The following is a 13,845-nucleotide window of genomic DNA, read 5'->3' as shown; positions in this document are numbered from 1 at the left end:
AAACTGCCGCCAGAATCCCTATCATTACGGTCTTGTGGGAGACTTGTAGGCGTTAAACGGAGCTGCATTGGTCCCGTCGACAACCAGCTTAAGGTTGCCGTGCTGATCGACGATTTCGCGGGGCCGCAACTTATCTACCCAGAAGGAGTGCATGCCACCATCGCGACCGCTCTTGATGGGAGCTGTCTCTGCACCCTGTGCGACGAGCCGCTCGAACTCCTGATCATCGGAACGCTGCTTTTTCCGCACTTCTTGAGCGATAGCCTGCGGCACTTCATAGGCCGGGCATGAATCAAGCGGATCGAAGTTCATCGGTGTAGTCCCATCTCCAGGTCCGATCGCGTTGAACACATAGCGCTTGTCGCAAACATCGACCTTGGGCTGGCGGCGCGTGACCTCGAAATGGTCGTTGCCTTCCTTCAGCATGCGCCAGAAAGGCAGGTGCGGACTGTTGCGATGCCGGGCCAGGTTCGTAGGCGTCATACGGAATGGATAAGCCTGCACCTGAAACGACCTCTGTCCACCGGAAAACGATTCCCGGCCGAGCGCGAAGATTTCGAGGATTTGCGCGTCGGTCATCGCGTAGCAGCCCTGGGACGAACAATCACCATGCACCATGAGATGCGTGCCGGTGCGCCCATGGGCACGATCAAAGGCATTCGGGAAGCCGAGATTGAAGGAAAGGTAGTATTCCGAGTCCGGGTTCATCTGACCGGGCCTAATGTCGTAGAAGCCCTCAGGTGTCTGCCGGTCGCCTTCGGCGATCTTCGGGCCGAGATCGCCCGACCATTTGCAGATTGGATAAGTTTTCAAAAGAGCGAAACGGCCCTTGCGATCCTGTTTCCAGACCTCCAGCTCTGCTTCGACCTTGAACACGCGCAACAGGATCGGCGAGCCGACGGACATGTTCTTCTTCCGGATGTCGGCAAGCAGCTTCGGGGGAATTGGAGCATTTGCCTTGGTAGTGACATCGGGCAGGAAGCCGGTCTGGCATCCTGACAGCGCCGCGGCTCCTAACAGGGTCACCGAGCCCATCAAAGTCCGAAGTAAGGCGCGACGCTCTATAAGTTTCAAATCCAAATCAGCCAGCCTCCAAACGGCGTCAAGACCGCTCTTTTCCAACCGACTCTCAGGCCGTCGCAGGACCGCGTGGGGTTCGCTGAAATGCACAGAAGTGGTCATCGCTTCAAAGTTTCCCAGTGCTATTCTGGACGCGGCTTAAGGCAGCCTTAAGAATCACCGGCAATGCGCATCCCTGTTGAACATCGTCATCGGGGGTTCCTTGCCTATATTGAAATTCAAGCACGCGACTTCGCTTGCGCTCGCATCGTCCGTCGCACTTGCGGTTTGCTGGCAAGCACCGGGTGCGGCCGTCGCCGCGCCGCTCGAAAACACGCAGTCGGAAGCCGCATCAGCTATCTGGCCTGTGGGAGGTAACCCGACGGAAATGTATGCCGCGAGAAAAGATGGCGGCCATACCATTTCGGCCGTGGATGCGACCCGCATGAAGCTGGAGCATGTACGGCAGGTCGTCCACTATCGGACAGACGAGGCACCCGGAACTATCGTGGTCGATCAGACGGCGCGTTATCTCTATTTCGTGCTGCCCGATGACAAGGCTATCCGCTATGCAGTCGGCGTCGGCCCTGTGGCGCGCGCGTTTCCGGGCGGTGAGGCCGAGGTTGCATGGAAAGCAAAATGGCCGCGCTGGACCCCGACACAGAACATGATCAAGCGCAATCCGAAGCAATACGCGCGTAACGCTGGCGGCGTTGCCGGAGGTCCCCACAATCCGATGGGCGCGCGTGCGCTCTACATGCACCAGAATGGGGTCGACACCTATTACCGTATCCATGGTACTAACGACCCGTCTTCGATCGGTAAGTCCGTCTCCGCCGGCTGTATCCGCCTTCTCAATCAGGACATCATAGACCTTCACGCTCGCGTAAAGCCCGGCGCGAAGATCGTCGTGCGCTGACCTCGGTCAGGCAAGCCGCCCGCTCTGCTGAAGGCGACCGTCTGGGACATGAACCTTCGCGCACGCCACTCGACGAGACCCGACCGTCGCGTGAGGACAATCGCCTTTATGCTTTTCCCAAGCCCGGATCTCAGCGCAATCTGAGGTCAGCCTGAGCGCGTGTCGAGATCGGGCAACTGTGCTACGGCGGAGGTAATTCGGGCGACCGCATCTATCACGGTCGAACGAGGGCAGCCTAGATTGACGCGCATGAAGCCATGCCCCTCGGCGCCGAATTTCTGCCCTTTGTCGAGCCAGACACGCGCCTTCGTCAGCATGAACCTGTTCAGGTCTTCCGGCCCCATGCCGAGCCCTCGGCAATCCATCCAGGCGAGGTAGAGCGACTCCGCCGGTAACACCTTGATGCGGGAATCTGCCTGGATGATGGCTTTGGCAAAACAGGCGTGGTTGGCTCTGAGGTAGACGAGCATCTCTTCGAGCCATTCCTCTCCATGGGTGTAAGCCGCTTCGGCCGCGACCATGCCGAGGACGTTGACCAGGTCGAAGACGTTTCGCTCGTATTGACGACGCAGTTCATCGCGGAGACGAGCGTCAGGAACAATAACGTTTGCACTCTGCAGCCCAGGCAGATTGAACGTCTTGCTCGGCGCGGTGCAGGTGATGCTGTTCGCAGCAAATGCTTTGCCCAGAGAGGCAAATGGAATGTGCCGTTTGCCCGTATTGAGGATCAGGTCCTCGTGAATCTCGTCGGAAATGACCAGCACGCCATTACGCATGCAGATCTCACCCATGGTGCGTAGTTCTTCCTCTGACCAAACATTACCGGTCGGATTGTGTGGATGGCTCAAGATGAACAGCTTGGTGTTCGGTCGGATCGCTGCCTCGAAAATCGCCGGGTCGAAGCGATAGCCGTCACCGATGTATTCGAGCGGTGCATATGCCAGATGACGCCCGTTCAATAGAACGTCATTATGAAAATGTCCGTATACCGGCGGCTGGACGAGCACCGTGTCGCCTGGCGCTGAAAATGCCTGCACCGCAGTCTTGATCGTCGTGATGATGCCGGATGTCTGGATGATCCAGTTCTTGTCGACGTTCCAGCCGAAGCGTTTGCCCTGCCAGCCGATGACCGCTTTCAGATACGATTCCGTCGCGCCACCCGGATAGCCGAATACGCCATGATCGACAGCCTCATGAAGGGCGTCGATGACCGCTTGCGGTGCCTTGAAGTCGGTGTCGGCAACCCACATCGGCAAAGGTTCGGCGGCAGCCTCGTCAGGCGCCAACATCTTTTGCGCGTAGGCCCATTTCATCGAGTTCGAGCTCGTCCGATCGATGATCTCATCGAAGATCGAGGGCTGCGATGCGATATCAGTATTGTCGTTCAGCATAGCCCACGGCCTCCTTCATGGCATTTGGCAAACATCCGGATGCATTAAAGCTGCATCCTTTATCCAGATCAGCACACCGTGCGGCCCTACCTTGGCCGTTAGCGCCATGCCGGCTGGAAGTCGACCCCAACTCTGGGGCTCAAGCGTTTCGTCTCCAATGATCATGCCTCCGGCGACAACGAGAAATTCCAACCCGCGTCGATTATCGACCGTAATAGTCGAACCTGAAGCCCAGTCTTCAAGGAACACTTTCTCGTGGCCATCGTCGAACAATACTGTCTTGGCCAATACGCCTGGCGCGGCATCGGCTCTTTCACCTTCGCCCGGCTGCCGAACGATCTGGGTCTTGTCGCCTTCGCGGAACTGCCAGAGACGAACAAAAATCGTGCAGCCTTCCCGAGAGGCAGGTACATGCGAGGTCCCGGGCGGATTGCGAAAATAGCTGCCGGCGGGATAGTCGCCATGCTCGTCCTGAAACGTGCCTTCGAGCACGACGATCTCTTCGCCGCCGCTATGGGTATGACGAGGGAAGGCGCTGCCTGGCGCATAGCGTACGATCGAGGTGGCCCGAGCGACCTCATCACCGATGCGAAACAGCATGCGCCGGTCGACGCCGGCCGCAGGGCTTGCGATCCAGTTCATTTTCGCAGCATGGACAATGACGGGTTGCGACAGATCGTCATGAATGCGCATAGCGGTTATTCTCCATGGTCAGCACCATCCGGAACTTTACGTCGCCGGACTTCATCTTCGTGTAGGCTTCGAACGCCTTTTCGAGCGGCATGGTCTCGATCATGGGACGGACGTCGGTCAGCACGCTGAAATCCAGCGTTCGTTCGTTCTCATACGGCGAACCGGTGATAGAGCCGATCACCCCGCGCTCGCCTCCAATCAATGGGCCCATCGCAACTGGCAAGGGTTCCTTTCCGACGCCCAGAAGGACAAGGCGTCCCTCCGGTGCAAGGCCAGGCATGAGAGCTGCGACCGGCGCTGCATGGACCGGCGTCGACACGATCGCCTTCGCGCCGCCGAGCGTCTTCAGGGCTTCTGCCGCGTCCTCCTTCTCGGTATCGATATAGCGGTGTGCGCCAAGCTCCATCGCATCAGCCGCGATGTGCTGGCCCCGGCCGATCGCGATGACGCGGAATCCCATCTTGCGTGCATATTGTACGGCCATGTGGCCAAGGCCGCCCAAGCCGAAGATGGCGACGGTATCGCCGGCCTCGGCGCCGGATTTCTTAAGTGCATTGAAGGTGGCGATACCAGCACACAGGATGGGTGCAGCTTCTTCCGAGGTGAGTTCTTCGGGAATGGCGACCAGTCCGGTTGCGCGGGCAATCATCATCTCGGCGTAGCCACCGTCGCAACTCGCGCCAACGATCGGCTGGTTGGGACAAAGATGGAACCGCCCGCTCCGGCATGCCTGGCATTCAAGGCAGTGCCCGCCCTTCCGTCCGACACCGACACGTTGGCCGACGCGCCAGATCGACGGCACGCCGGGACCCAGATTGACAATACGCCCGACGACTTCATGTCCAGGAACCCTGGACGGTTGCAGCGTAGGGTCCGCATTCTCGATGTCGCTCACATCCGCGCCACAGATCCCGCAGGCTTCGACTGCGATCAGCACGTAACCTGAACCGGGCGTCGGCACCTCTCGCTCCGCAAGTTCCAGAGCGCCGGGCGTCTTCACCTGTATGACTCGATAAGTCTCATTCATTGCATCGCCTTCCTTCTCGTCAGTCCAGCCGACCATGGGTTTCGGTCAGGCTGCCAATCAGTTCACCGACCACCCGACCTGCCGCTTCGACGGCCCCCGCCAGATAGCCAGGCTCGGTCGTGCTGGTCTCGCTGCCGGCAAGCAGAACGTGCTTGCTCCAGCGACCATCTACCCATGAGCGCCTGTCAGGAAGCGGGTGCCCGCTTGCGACCCGATCGGCGGTCGTTGCCGTCAGCGGATCCGCCGCCCAGTCCTTCAAAAGCGTGGCGATCGGAGTATCCGCTTCGGCCCCAAACAATGTCGTCAGTTGCCGAACGGATGCTGCGATGATCGCATCACGGCCAGCCGCGATGCGATGCTCAGCCGGTACGCCGATAAATCCGAACAAGGCGGCGGCGCCGTCACCGGTGGTGGCGTCATGGATTTCGACGAGCGGCCCAACCAGGCTTTGCGCCGCGCCGGAAAGACCGGTCTCCCGCCAGAAAGGCCGCTTGTAGAGTGCGAAAAACTTGGCTTGCGGAGCCATCCATGTCGGTGTGCTGCGCCAACGTTCGGTCGTTTGCGCGTCGAGCGCCGGCGTAAAGGCGATCGTCGCCTCGAGCAGACGCGGCGGCAGTGCGAAAATGACGTGGGAGCCGCGCAAGCTCCTTTCGGCCCCTGCTGGGCCAACGATGCGAAGTTCGACGATTTCATCGGCAAGCCTGACATCGGTCACGCGAGATCCGAGATGAAGGCAGCCGGCGGGCAGGCGCGACGCGAGCGCTGTGACCAGCGCGCCTGTTCCCCCGGCGATCCGCATCGATGGCGGTTCCTGGCGCATGCCGGGATAACGCTGCGGCTTTTCATGAACAGTCCGTTGGAAGACGATGTCGCCTTCGCTGTTTTGTGCGAAGATTGAAAGTCCGAGCTCGGCGACGAGCTTCGCCAATTCAGGCTGCATGGCGGGCCAGAACCAGGACGGGCCGAGATCGAATCCATTCGCCGACGGCTCGCCGGTCGCGTCCGCAGAAAGGATGCGTCCGCCGAGGCGATTTCTCGCCTCCAGAAGCTCGAAGTTAATTCCGGCGTGATGGAGAAGCCTCGCTGCAGTCAATCCCGCAAGGCCTCCTCCAATAATAATGATCGAGGGTCGCATCATTTCTTCTTTTCAGGGGGTGAGGCCGACTATTCGGCCCCACCCGATCCGTCAGGCCGACGGAAGGTTATCAATCGCATCAAAGACGCGTGCGGTGTAGGTCAGTGCCGCGCCGGCATTCAGAAGGATCGCGACGCTGTCCGTCGTCGAATGATTTGAGACTATTTGTGTTTTTGAAGATTGGAGTTTCCGGCTCGGTTTGGGGTTTGATTTAAGCGGCTTTGGCCTGGTGGTTCAAGCGGCGTTTTCTGATGGTGTCTCGTTTGATCCTTTCGCGTTCGAGCAGGATGGTCTGTGCGCGTCCGAAGTAGACGTCGGCGGGAGTGAGATTGTCGAGGCTCTCATGGTAACGGCGATGATTGTAATGCTCGACGAAGGCTGCAATCTGGGCTTCGAGGTCCTCCTTGAAGAAGTAGTTTTCAAGCAGGATGCGGTTCTTCAGCGTCTGGTGCCAGCGTTCGATTTTCCCTTGCGTCTGCGGGTGGCCGGGAGCGCCGTGAACCTGGTCGATCTTGTATTTCTCCAGCCATTCGCCGAGATCGGAGGCGACGTAACACGAACCGTTGTCCGACAGCAGACGCGGCCGGTGCTCAACCTTGACCTTGTCACAGCCTGAGGCGGCCAATGCAAGATCGAGTGTATCGGTGACGTCATCCACCTTCATGCTGGTGCACAGCTTCCAGGCGATGATGTAACGGGAATAATCGTCGAGGATGGTCGATAGGTAAAACCATCCCCAGCCGATGACCTTCAGGTAGGTGAAGTCGGTTTGCCACATCTCGTTCGGCCTCGTGGTCTTGTCCTTGAACTCGTCATTGGCCTTGATGACAATATAGGCTGGCGACGTGATCAGGTCGTGAGCCTTGAGTAAGCGATAGACCGAAGCCTCTGATACAAAATAACTTTCCGTATCAGTGAACTTCACCGCCAGTTCACGCGGTGACAGGTCGGCATGATCGAGCGCCAGTGCGATGATGCGATCCCGGATATCGTCAGGGATACGATTCCACACCCGCGAAGCTGCGGACGTCCGCTCTTCCAGTCCTTCGACACCGTGGGCAAGGAACCGACTATACCATCGATAGAAGGTCGGCCTTGGAATGCCCAGCTTGTCGAGAGTTTGCCTGGCTGACAAATGCGACTGCTCCACAAGCCGGATGATCTCAAGCTTTTCGGTGGCGGGATATCTCATTCGTCGTCGCCCCCATCCCCGATCATGCTTTTTTTGAGCAGGCGGTTTTCCAGGGTGACGTCGGCTAATGCCTCCTTCAGGTCACGGCTTTCACGACGCAGCGCTTTTACTTCGTCGCTGGTGGCAGAACGGGCGGTGTCGCCTGCAAGGCGCTTCTTGCCAGCTTCAAGGAATTCCTTCGACCAGCTATAATACAGGCTCTCTGCAATCCCTTCGCGGCGGCAGATCGCAGCAATGCTGTCTTCCCCGCGCAGACCTTCCAGAACAATACGGATTTTATCCTCGGCCGAATAATGTTTACGCGTGGCACGACGGATATCTTTGATCGTCTTCTCCGCAGAAGACGTTTGGGGAACGGGTTTCTGTCTCATCTTTGCGTCCTTTGATAAAGCTATGATGAGCCGAAAACCCTCTCTTCTCAATTAATACAATTTGGTCTCATGGGCGTTGATGTCGGACAGTCCATCATTGCTTTGGCCGCAGCCTGCGCCGTGAAAAACTTGCCCTTGAGGATCGTGTCCAGATACCAGTCGTAGTCTGCTTCGGTGAGTTCCAAGAACGGCTTCGGATTGAAGACGCCGGCATTGTTTACGAGAACATCGAGTTTGCCGAAGCTGGAAATGGCGGTATTGACGAGAACGGCTCCGGTCTCAGGCCTGGCAATATCGCCTGCGGAAACAACAACGTTTTTGCCGCTTGGGTCGATTTCTTTCGCAGCGACTTCAAGCTTCGCCAGATTCCTGCCGTTGATGGCGACTTTCGCACCTTCGGCGATGAACCGCGCTGCAGTTTCTTTACCGATGCCAGACCCGCCGCCAGTGATTGCTACAACCTTACCTTCAAATCTCATGACTTTCTCCTTTTCTCTATCTATCGATAGATAGATGGTGTCTACATAGAGCTTGCTTTCCGGATTTGCAAGCCCTATCTATCGCTAGATAGATGGGAATCTGAAATGAACGATACAGCAGGCGCAATTATGGATGCGGCCGAGGAGAGGATTCGGCAGGCTGGCTACAGCGGATTCAGCTTCCGCGAGGTAGCCGCCGATATTGGCGTGAAGAGCTCCAGCGTCCATTATCACTTCCCCACCAAGGAGAAACTCGCTGCGGCAGTTGCACGGCGTTATACGGACCGCTTCGTGGAAGCGGTGGATCGCCAATTGGATGCCGGTGACGACATTGTCAAAGCGTGGCGGAAGGTCTTCCGTGACGCGTTGTACCGCGATGGACGGATGTGTCTTTGCGGCGCTCTGGGAGCGACGTCTCACGACCTTGCCACAGAAGTCCGAGACGAAGTGAAGCGGTTTTTCCTTCTCGGGATTGAACGGTTGATGCAGGGCGGCTTGACCAAAGATGCTGCGGTACAAGTCCTCGCCACGCTTGAAGGTGCGATGCTTGCTGCAAACGTACTGGAAGATCGCACTATGTTCGAAGCTGGCACGGCGGCGATGGCGTAACAATTCGCGGCCGCAGGCGCTTCAGATTTGTGCCGCTTCATCAAACAGCCAACGACGAAATGCCTCGGACTTGGAAAGCGATGAGCATTCCGGACGATAGACGACGTAATAAGCTAGTGCAGAATTGACGCTGACGTCCGGGAAAAGGCGTAGCAGCCGGCCCGCGGCAACGTCGTCGCGCGCCATGATGCTGCGAGCAAGCGCAATGCCTTGTCCATCGATCGCTGCCTGAAGCACCGCGGCCGAGTTGTTGATCCTCATTCCGCGTTGGGTCGCGACTTCGGATCCAGCGTTTCGCAACCACATATCCCATGTCATGAAGCCCGTGCTTGCCTCGACGGACAGGTCATGGATCAAATTATGATGGGTCAGCTCAGCGGGTGCTGTGAGAGCGAGTTTCGCGTGCAGTGCAGGCGAGCAAACCGGAAAGATCTCTTCATCCATAAGCTTTTCAGCCGTAAGGCCTGGCCAGTTTCCCGTCCCGTAGCGTACGCCGACATCAATGCCATTTGCCACATAGTCGACGAGCTTGAGGCTGGTTTCCAGGCGTAGATCGACATCCGGGCATTCGGCTTGAAAGCGATCGATGCGGGGAAGCAGCCACTTAGCCGCGAACGCCGGACTCACGGTCACCGTCAGCACGCCGCTCGTCGTCGTCTCCTTCAGCCTTTCAAGTCCAAGTGTCAGACGGTCAAGCCCCGCACGGATGTCCGGAAGTGCTCGATCGGCCGCTTCTGTGGGAATGAGCCGCGACTTTCCCGAAAGGCTGCGATGGAAGAGCGGTACGCCGAGCCACTCCTCGAGTCCGCGAACGAGCTGGCCGACAGCTGCGGCGGACACATTCAGCTCGCCGGCCGCTTCCGAGAAGCTGCCGTGCCGGGCGCTCGCTTCAAAAGCCCGCAGCGCATTGAGATGGGTCGGCGCCTTCATTGTCTTTAAGATATTCCTCTTGGCCTTGTACAGGTGGCTTCCTTCTTAACCGCAAGCCGAGCGGCCTTCCACTCGGGATAGCCGCCCTCCAGCCCCGGGCCTTCAATCTTCTTGCGCGAAGCGCCGCCACAGTATCGAACGCGAACACGCTGTAACGGCGTGGCGGGACCGTCGCTAAGCGTTCTCGTCTGCGCGCTGTTGGCTAGCGTCGAGGCGCGGCGTTTTCAGCGCTCCCGTCAAGGCTATCATTGCCATCGCGAGCGGAACGAAGGACAACCAGAGAACCGCGCTCCATCCATATGAAGTGAGGAGACCGCCCGAAAGGAAGGAGCCGAAGGCCATCGTTCCAAAAACGACGAAATCGTTCAGCGACTGCACGCGCGCCTTTTCCTCAGGTCGATGGCATTCCAGCACCATTGCTGATGCGCCGACGAACCCGAAGTTCCAGCCGATGCCAAGCAGGATCAGCGTGAGCCAGAAATGCGCTACATCGACCCCAAGCAGGCCGACCGCTGCGGATGCGCCCGTGAGCGCCAGGCCGACCATCACGACGGAGTTCGCTCCGAACCGCGTGATTAACCGCCCTGTGAAAAAGCTTGGGGCGTACATGGCGATCACGTGCCACTGTAGACCAAGATTGGACGATTCCTGCGACAGGCCGCACATCTGCATTGCCAGCGGCGCGGCTGTCATCAGGAAATTCATAAGCAAATATGAGACGACGCCGCAGATCACGGCGATAATGAAGCGCGGCTGTCGAGCGATGACACCAAGGGGCCGCCCGCCGGCAACCTCCGTTGCAGTCGGTGTCGGAAGGCGCACACCAAGCAAGACGAGGGCCGATAGGGCGGCGACCGCGGCTTGCGCAACGAATGTTGCCGCGAACATGTGAGGCATCCAGATGTACATTGTGTAGGTGACAAGCTGCGGGCCGATCACGCCCGCGAAAACACCACCCGCCATCACAAAAGAAAGCGCTCGGGGACGCTTCTGCGCCGGCACGCAGTCAGCGGCCGCGAAGCGGAATGACAGTACGACGGCGGCATAGGCGCCGCCGAAAAAGGTGGCCACACTGAAAAGCCAGAACGAAGCCAATACGATGGCCAAAGCCGCGATCAATCCTGACAGGATCCCGGATGCCGTCCCGATCAGAAAAGCGGCTCGGCGTCCATATCGTTGCGCGATCATCCCGGACGGCAAAGTGCAAGCCGCCATACCGACGACGAAGATCGAAATAGGCAGTGTCGCTAACGCCGGACTGGGGGCGAGCATGTTCCCAACGATTGCGCCGGTCGCATACAGGACGGTTGAATTTGCCCCAGCAAGCGCCTGTGCGATGGTCAACCGCGCGACGTTTCCGCGAGCATAATCGTATTGCGATGGAGATGATGGCTCGAGCGATGCGCCCGCAGTACTTTGCGACATTGAACTTCAACCATATGCGGAGAGGTTAGGCGCGCGAGCGCGGTTGGTCATAGAAGGAGCCGAACACGGAGACTTGACGATCAGTGACAATCGGTCACGAAACGAGCCGCACCCTAATTCCTGATCGACGCTGGTTCAGACCTGGGCGGCCAAAGTCAGCGCCCATCGATTGATGTCCGCATCGGACAGATTCCTTCATTCCGGAATTTACCTCTTTTTCTTTTGGCTGTATCTCTACAATCAGACAATCAATGTCGAATATCTGCCAAAGGACATTGAGCATGAATTGGACATCGATAGCCACCCCGCAAAACCTCGCGCCGCCAGAGCCGGTTACCGTGCGTGCGCAGACGATCCCGCCGCGTCATTACTTCCCGCGGCACTCCCATCCTTGGAACCAGTTGGTTTACGCGATCTCGGGCGTGCTGACGGTCGTCACCGACGCGGAATCTTTCGCTATCACCCCTGACCACGCCGTGTGGCTGCCCACCGGCCTCGCGCACCACGTCGGATCCGTTCTGGGAGCCGAATTTCGTAGCCTATGGATCGCGGAAGAGGCTGCCGAAATCCTGCCACGAACGTTTTCCGTTTTCAGCGTGTCCCCTCTACTGAAGGCGCTGATCGTTGAAGCCGCCGCGATCGAGGGGAAAGCTGATCAAGATGGCTATGCCGACCGTGTCACCTCTCTGATCCTTGACCAGCTACAGCGGGCTCGCAGCGTAGCCGCGGCGCTGCCCTGGCCTCCGGATCCCGTCCTGATGAAACTATGCGAAGAGCTTTACCTCAACCCATCCGATCGGCGCGGCCCGGAAGAACTAGCGGACACCATCAAGGTGTCACCCAGAACGCTCGCGCGACGCTTTGAAGCGAACCTAGGCATGAGCCTGCGCTCGTGGCGACGGCGTTTACGGCTGTTCCGGTCGATCGAATTGCTTGGCGGAGGCCTTGGCGTGACGCAGGTGGCGATGGAACTTGGCTACAGCTCGACCTCTGCCTTTGTCTATGCGTTTCGAACCCAGATGGGTTGCAGCCCGCAGGCTTACATGCGCAGGCGGAAACCTGAGTAGATGGGGGAATCCCGTCCACTCTAATCCGCGCCGCTTCCCGTCAAAGCTCTGCCTGAGCGACCACGCGCTGCGAATGGTGGCGCGACGTCTTGCTGGGTGCCGATCGCGTGAGCTGCCGGTATCGGCAAGGAATCGTGCATTGCTTTTTCAGCGACCAAATCGATCAGCGCGGACATGCCGGCATGGCCCGCGCCTTCCTCGATCAGACTGTCGTGCTCCTGAAGATAGCGAATTTCCCAATGCGCGAAGGAGCGGATCAGCAGGTCGGCGGTGTAGAGGTGATCGGCGTTCGGCGGACCTCCTGTTCTGTATTGGAGCTGCTCAGTCCGGTATCCCTGCATGATTAGCAGCCCGCCAGGCTTCAGGCAGGTATGAAACCCTGCGAACATCTTCTTCCGCAGCTCCGGCGGGGCGAATTGCACGAAGATCGCGACGACGACGTCGAAGGTTTCGGGTTCCCACTCCCATTCGGCAAGATCGGCATGAACCGTCTCCAAGTTGACGCCGCGGTCATGCGCAAGCGCGCGCGCCTTTGCCAGCCCAACCGTTGAGGAATCGACCGAAACGACGTTAAGTCCGCGTTCGGCCAGCCAGACACCGTTTCGGCCCTCACCGTCGGCGACGGCCAGCGCCTTCATTCCGATCTTTAACCTGAAGGCTTGCGAAGCAAGAAAGGCATTCGGCTCCGTGCCGAATAAATAGTCTTCCCGATCAAACCTGTTGTCCCAGCTATTCTCCATGATGCGGCGTTCCATCGCTTCGGCGGGCCTGCGGGTCATTGCGTTTCAAACCACAATTTAACTTCGCAAGCATGTTTATATGACGACGACTTTCGATCCCGCCGGCACCCGACGATAGAGATCGATGACGTCCTGGTTCATCATCCGGATGCAGCCGGAGGAGACGGCGTGCCCAATGCTCTGTGGCTCGTTGGTGCCGTGGATGCGGAACAATGTGTCCTTGCCGTCCTTAAAAAGATAGAGCGCGCGCGCGCCGAGCGGATTCTGTGGGCCGCCATCCATCCCCTTGGCCCATTTTGCATAATGTTCTGGCTGTCGCTTGATCATGTCGGGGGTAGGGGTCCAGCGAGGCCATTCCTGCTTCCAGGCCACATTCGCCGTGCCAGCAAACTCGAGGCCCTCCCGGCCTACCCCAACACCATATCGGATAGCTTTGCCTCCGCCCTGCACCAGATAGATGAAGCGGTTCTTGGTATCGACAACGATCGTGCCCGCGGGTTGGGACGTGCGATACTCAACCTGTTGTCGCAGGTTTTTCGGATCGACCTTAGAGACATCGACGGCTGCGACGGGGAATTTTTCGTCCGGTTGAGCAACGTAGCTTGCGGTTTCCACAGCGCGGGACTGTTCAAGCGGCTTGGTGACGGCGGTGGTTGCTGTCGTTGTCGCGGTACAGCCGGCAACTGCCATACTGAGCAAGAGAGAAAGGAGTATTGGGCTTCTATTCTTTGTAGGCATTACGTACTCGTTGTTGGCTCAGGCTGGCAGTCCAGCAAATTGATCGAACGTTGATGGAAGGATGACTGGC

Annotated in this window: 14 protein-coding genes; 3 read left to right on the top strand and 11 right to left on the bottom strand. The window is 58.5% G+C overall.

The window, feature by feature from the left end:
• Positions 1–24: 24 nt before the first annotated feature.
• Positions 25–1,182 carry a L,D-transpeptidase family protein gene (locus CEV33_RS02140; RefSeq protein WP_208620142.1) on the bottom strand — a complete coding sequence of 386 codons (1,158 nt, stop codon included), beginning with the start codon at positions 1,180–1,182 and terminating at the stop codon, positions 25–27.
• A gap of 100 nt (positions 1,183–1,282) precedes the next feature.
• Between CEV33_RS02140 and CEV33_RS02135 the strand changes: the two genes are divergently transcribed.
• Positions 1,283–1,978 (top strand): L,D-transpeptidase, encoded by a 696-nt coding sequence (locus CEV33_RS02135; protein ID WP_235818344.1) that lies wholly within the window; start codon positions 1,283–1,285, stop codon positions 1,976–1,978.
• 146 nt (positions 1,979–2,124) lie between these two features.
• Here the strand turns inward: CEV33_RS02135 and CEV33_RS02130 are convergent, their stop codons facing one another.
• The 6 genes from CEV33_RS02130 to CEV33_RS02105 all read right to left on the bottom strand — a co-directional run bounded on the left by CEV33_RS02130 (position 2,125) and on the right by CEV33_RS02105 (position 8,266).
• A complete protein-coding gene (locus CEV33_RS02130) occupies positions 2,125–3,369 on the bottom strand; it encodes a MalY/PatB family protein (protein ID WP_094538821.1) in 1,245 nt (414 codons plus the stop codon).
• 15 nt (positions 3,370–3,384) lie between these two features.
• Positions 3,385–4,062, bottom strand: a complete 678-nt coding sequence (locus tag CEV33_RS02125; protein ID WP_094538820.1) for a cupin domain-containing protein — start codon at positions 4,060–4,062, stop codon at positions 3,385–3,387.
• Positions 4,049–5,089, bottom strand: coding sequence for an alcohol dehydrogenase (locus CEV33_RS02120; RefSeq protein ID WP_094538847.1), 1,041 nt, complete (start codon positions 5,087–5,089; stop codon positions 4,049–4,051). Before CEV33_RS02120 ends, CEV33_RS02125 begins: the two co-directional genes overlap by 14 nt.
• 19 nt (positions 5,090–5,108) lie before the next feature.
• Positions 5,109–6,227, bottom strand: a complete 1,119-nt coding sequence (locus CEV33_RS02115) for a flavin monoamine oxidase family protein (protein ID WP_094538819.1) — start codon at positions 6,225–6,227, stop codon at positions 5,109–5,111.
• A gap of 208 nt (positions 6,228–6,435) precedes the next feature.
• A protein-coding gene (locus tag CEV33_RS02110) for an IS3 family transposase (RefSeq protein ID WP_094538818.1) occupies positions 6,436–7,787 on the bottom strand; the annotation gives its coding sequence in 2 pieces (ribosomal slippage) (positions 6,436–7,451 and positions 7,451–7,787; 1,353 coding nt in all).
• 47 nt (positions 7,788–7,834) lie between these two features.
• Positions 7,835–8,266, bottom strand: coding sequence for an SDR family NAD(P)-dependent oxidoreductase (locus tag CEV33_RS02105; protein ID WP_235818343.1), 432 nt, complete (start codon positions 8,264–8,266; stop codon positions 7,835–7,837).
• A gap of 105 nt (positions 8,267–8,371) precedes the next feature.
• Between CEV33_RS02105 and CEV33_RS02100 the strand changes: the two genes are divergently transcribed.
• Positions 8,372–8,875, top strand: coding sequence for a TetR/AcrR family transcriptional regulator (locus CEV33_RS02100; protein WP_094538817.1), 504 nt, complete (start codon positions 8,372–8,374; stop codon positions 8,873–8,875).
• A gap of 21 nt (positions 8,876–8,896) precedes the next feature.
• Here CEV33_RS02100 and gcvA read toward each other — a convergent pair whose 3' ends face one another.
• Together gcvA and CEV33_RS02090 are read right to left on the bottom strand one after the other, a co-directional pair.
• The gene (gene gcvA, locus CEV33_RS02095; RefSeq protein WP_094538816.1) at positions 8,897–9,805 is read right to left on the bottom strand and encodes a transcriptional regulator GcvA; all 909 of its coding nucleotides are present in this window, start codon (positions 9,803–9,805) and stop codon (positions 8,897–8,899) included.
• Between the two features lie 174 nt (positions 9,806–9,979).
• A complete protein-coding gene (locus CEV33_RS02090; RefSeq protein ID WP_094538815.1) occupies positions 9,980–11,230 on the bottom strand; it encodes an MFS transporter in 1,251 nt (416 codons plus the stop codon).
• Between the two features lie 281 nt (positions 11,231–11,511).
• Between CEV33_RS02090 and CEV33_RS02085 the strand changes: the two genes are divergently transcribed.
• Complete coding sequence (locus tag CEV33_RS02085) at positions 11,512–12,297, top strand: AraC family transcriptional regulator (RefSeq protein ID WP_094538846.1); 786 nt, start codon at positions 11,512–11,514, stop codon at positions 12,295–12,297.
• Positions 12,298–12,317: 20 nt separating this feature from the next.
• Here the strand turns inward: CEV33_RS02085 and CEV33_RS02080 are convergent, their stop codons facing one another.
• Both CEV33_RS02080 and CEV33_RS02075 read right to left on the bottom strand, forming a co-directional pair.
• On the bottom strand, positions 12,318–13,076 hold the full coding sequence (locus CEV33_RS02080) for an SAM-dependent methyltransferase (RefSeq protein ID WP_235818342.1): 759 nt from the start codon (positions 13,074–13,076) through the stop codon (positions 12,318–12,320).
• Positions 13,077–13,112: 36 nt separating this feature from the next.
• Positions 13,113–13,775 carry a L,D-transpeptidase gene (locus tag CEV33_RS02075; RefSeq protein WP_094538814.1) on the bottom strand — a complete coding sequence of 221 codons (663 nt, stop codon included), beginning with the start codon at positions 13,773–13,775 and terminating at the stop codon, positions 13,113–13,115.
• Positions 13,776–13,845: the final 70 nt, after the last annotated feature.

Origin of the sequence: Brucella grignonensis, assembly GCF_002252505.1 — a bacterium.
GTDB lineage: Bacteria > Pseudomonadota > Alphaproteobacteria > Rhizobiales > Rhizobiaceae > Brucella > Brucella grignonensis.
Note: the sequence above shows the minus strand (reverse complement) of the source record. Positions and strands in the feature narration are given on the sequence as shown.

Bases quoted from the DNA above. Each gene is read 5' to 3' on its own strand.
- CEV33_RS02130 (WP_094538821.1), bottom strand. From the start codon at position 3,369: ATGCTGAACGACAATACTGATATCGCATCGCAGCCCTCGATCTTCGAT.
- CEV33_RS02080 (WP_235818342.1), bottom strand. From the start codon at position 13,076: ATGACCCGCAGGCCCGCCGAAGCGATGGAACGCCGCATCATGGAGAAT.
- CEV33_RS02125 (WP_094538820.1), bottom strand. From the start codon at position 4,062: ATGCGCATTCATGACGATCTGTCGCAACCCGTCATTGTCCATGCTGCG.
- CEV33_RS02140 (WP_208620142.1), bottom strand. From the start codon at position 1,182: ATGACCACTTCTGTGCATTTCAGCGAACCCCACGCGGTCCTGCGACGG.
- CEV33_RS02075 (WP_094538814.1), bottom strand. From the start codon at position 13,775: ATGCCTACAAAGAATAGAAGCCCAATACTCCTTTCTCTCTTGCTCAGT.
- CEV33_RS02090 (WP_094538815.1), bottom strand. From the start codon at position 11,230: ATGTCGCAAAGTACTGCGGGCGCATCGCTCGAGCCATCATCTCCATCG.
- CEV33_RS02085 (WP_094538846.1), top strand. From the start codon at position 11,512: ATGAATTGGACATCGATAGCCACCCCGCAAAACCTCGCGCCGCCAGAG.
- gcvA (WP_094538816.1), bottom strand. From the start codon at position 9,805: ATGAAGGCGCCGACCCATCTCAATGCGCTGCGGGCTTTTGAAGCGAGC.
- CEV33_RS02100 (WP_094538817.1), top strand. From the start codon at position 8,372: ATGAACGATACAGCAGGCGCAATTATGGATGCGGCCGAGGAGAGGATT.
- CEV33_RS02115 (WP_094538819.1), bottom strand. From the start codon at position 6,227: ATGATGCGACCCTCGATCATTATTATTGGAGGAGGCCTTGCGGGATTG.
- CEV33_RS02120 (WP_094538847.1), bottom strand. From the start codon at position 5,089: ATGAATGAGACTTATCGAGTCATACAGGTGAAGACGCCCGGCGCTCTG.
- CEV33_RS02105 (WP_235818343.1), bottom strand. From the start codon at position 8,266: ATGAGATTTGAAGGTAAGGTTGTAGCAATCACTGGCGGCGGGTCTGGC.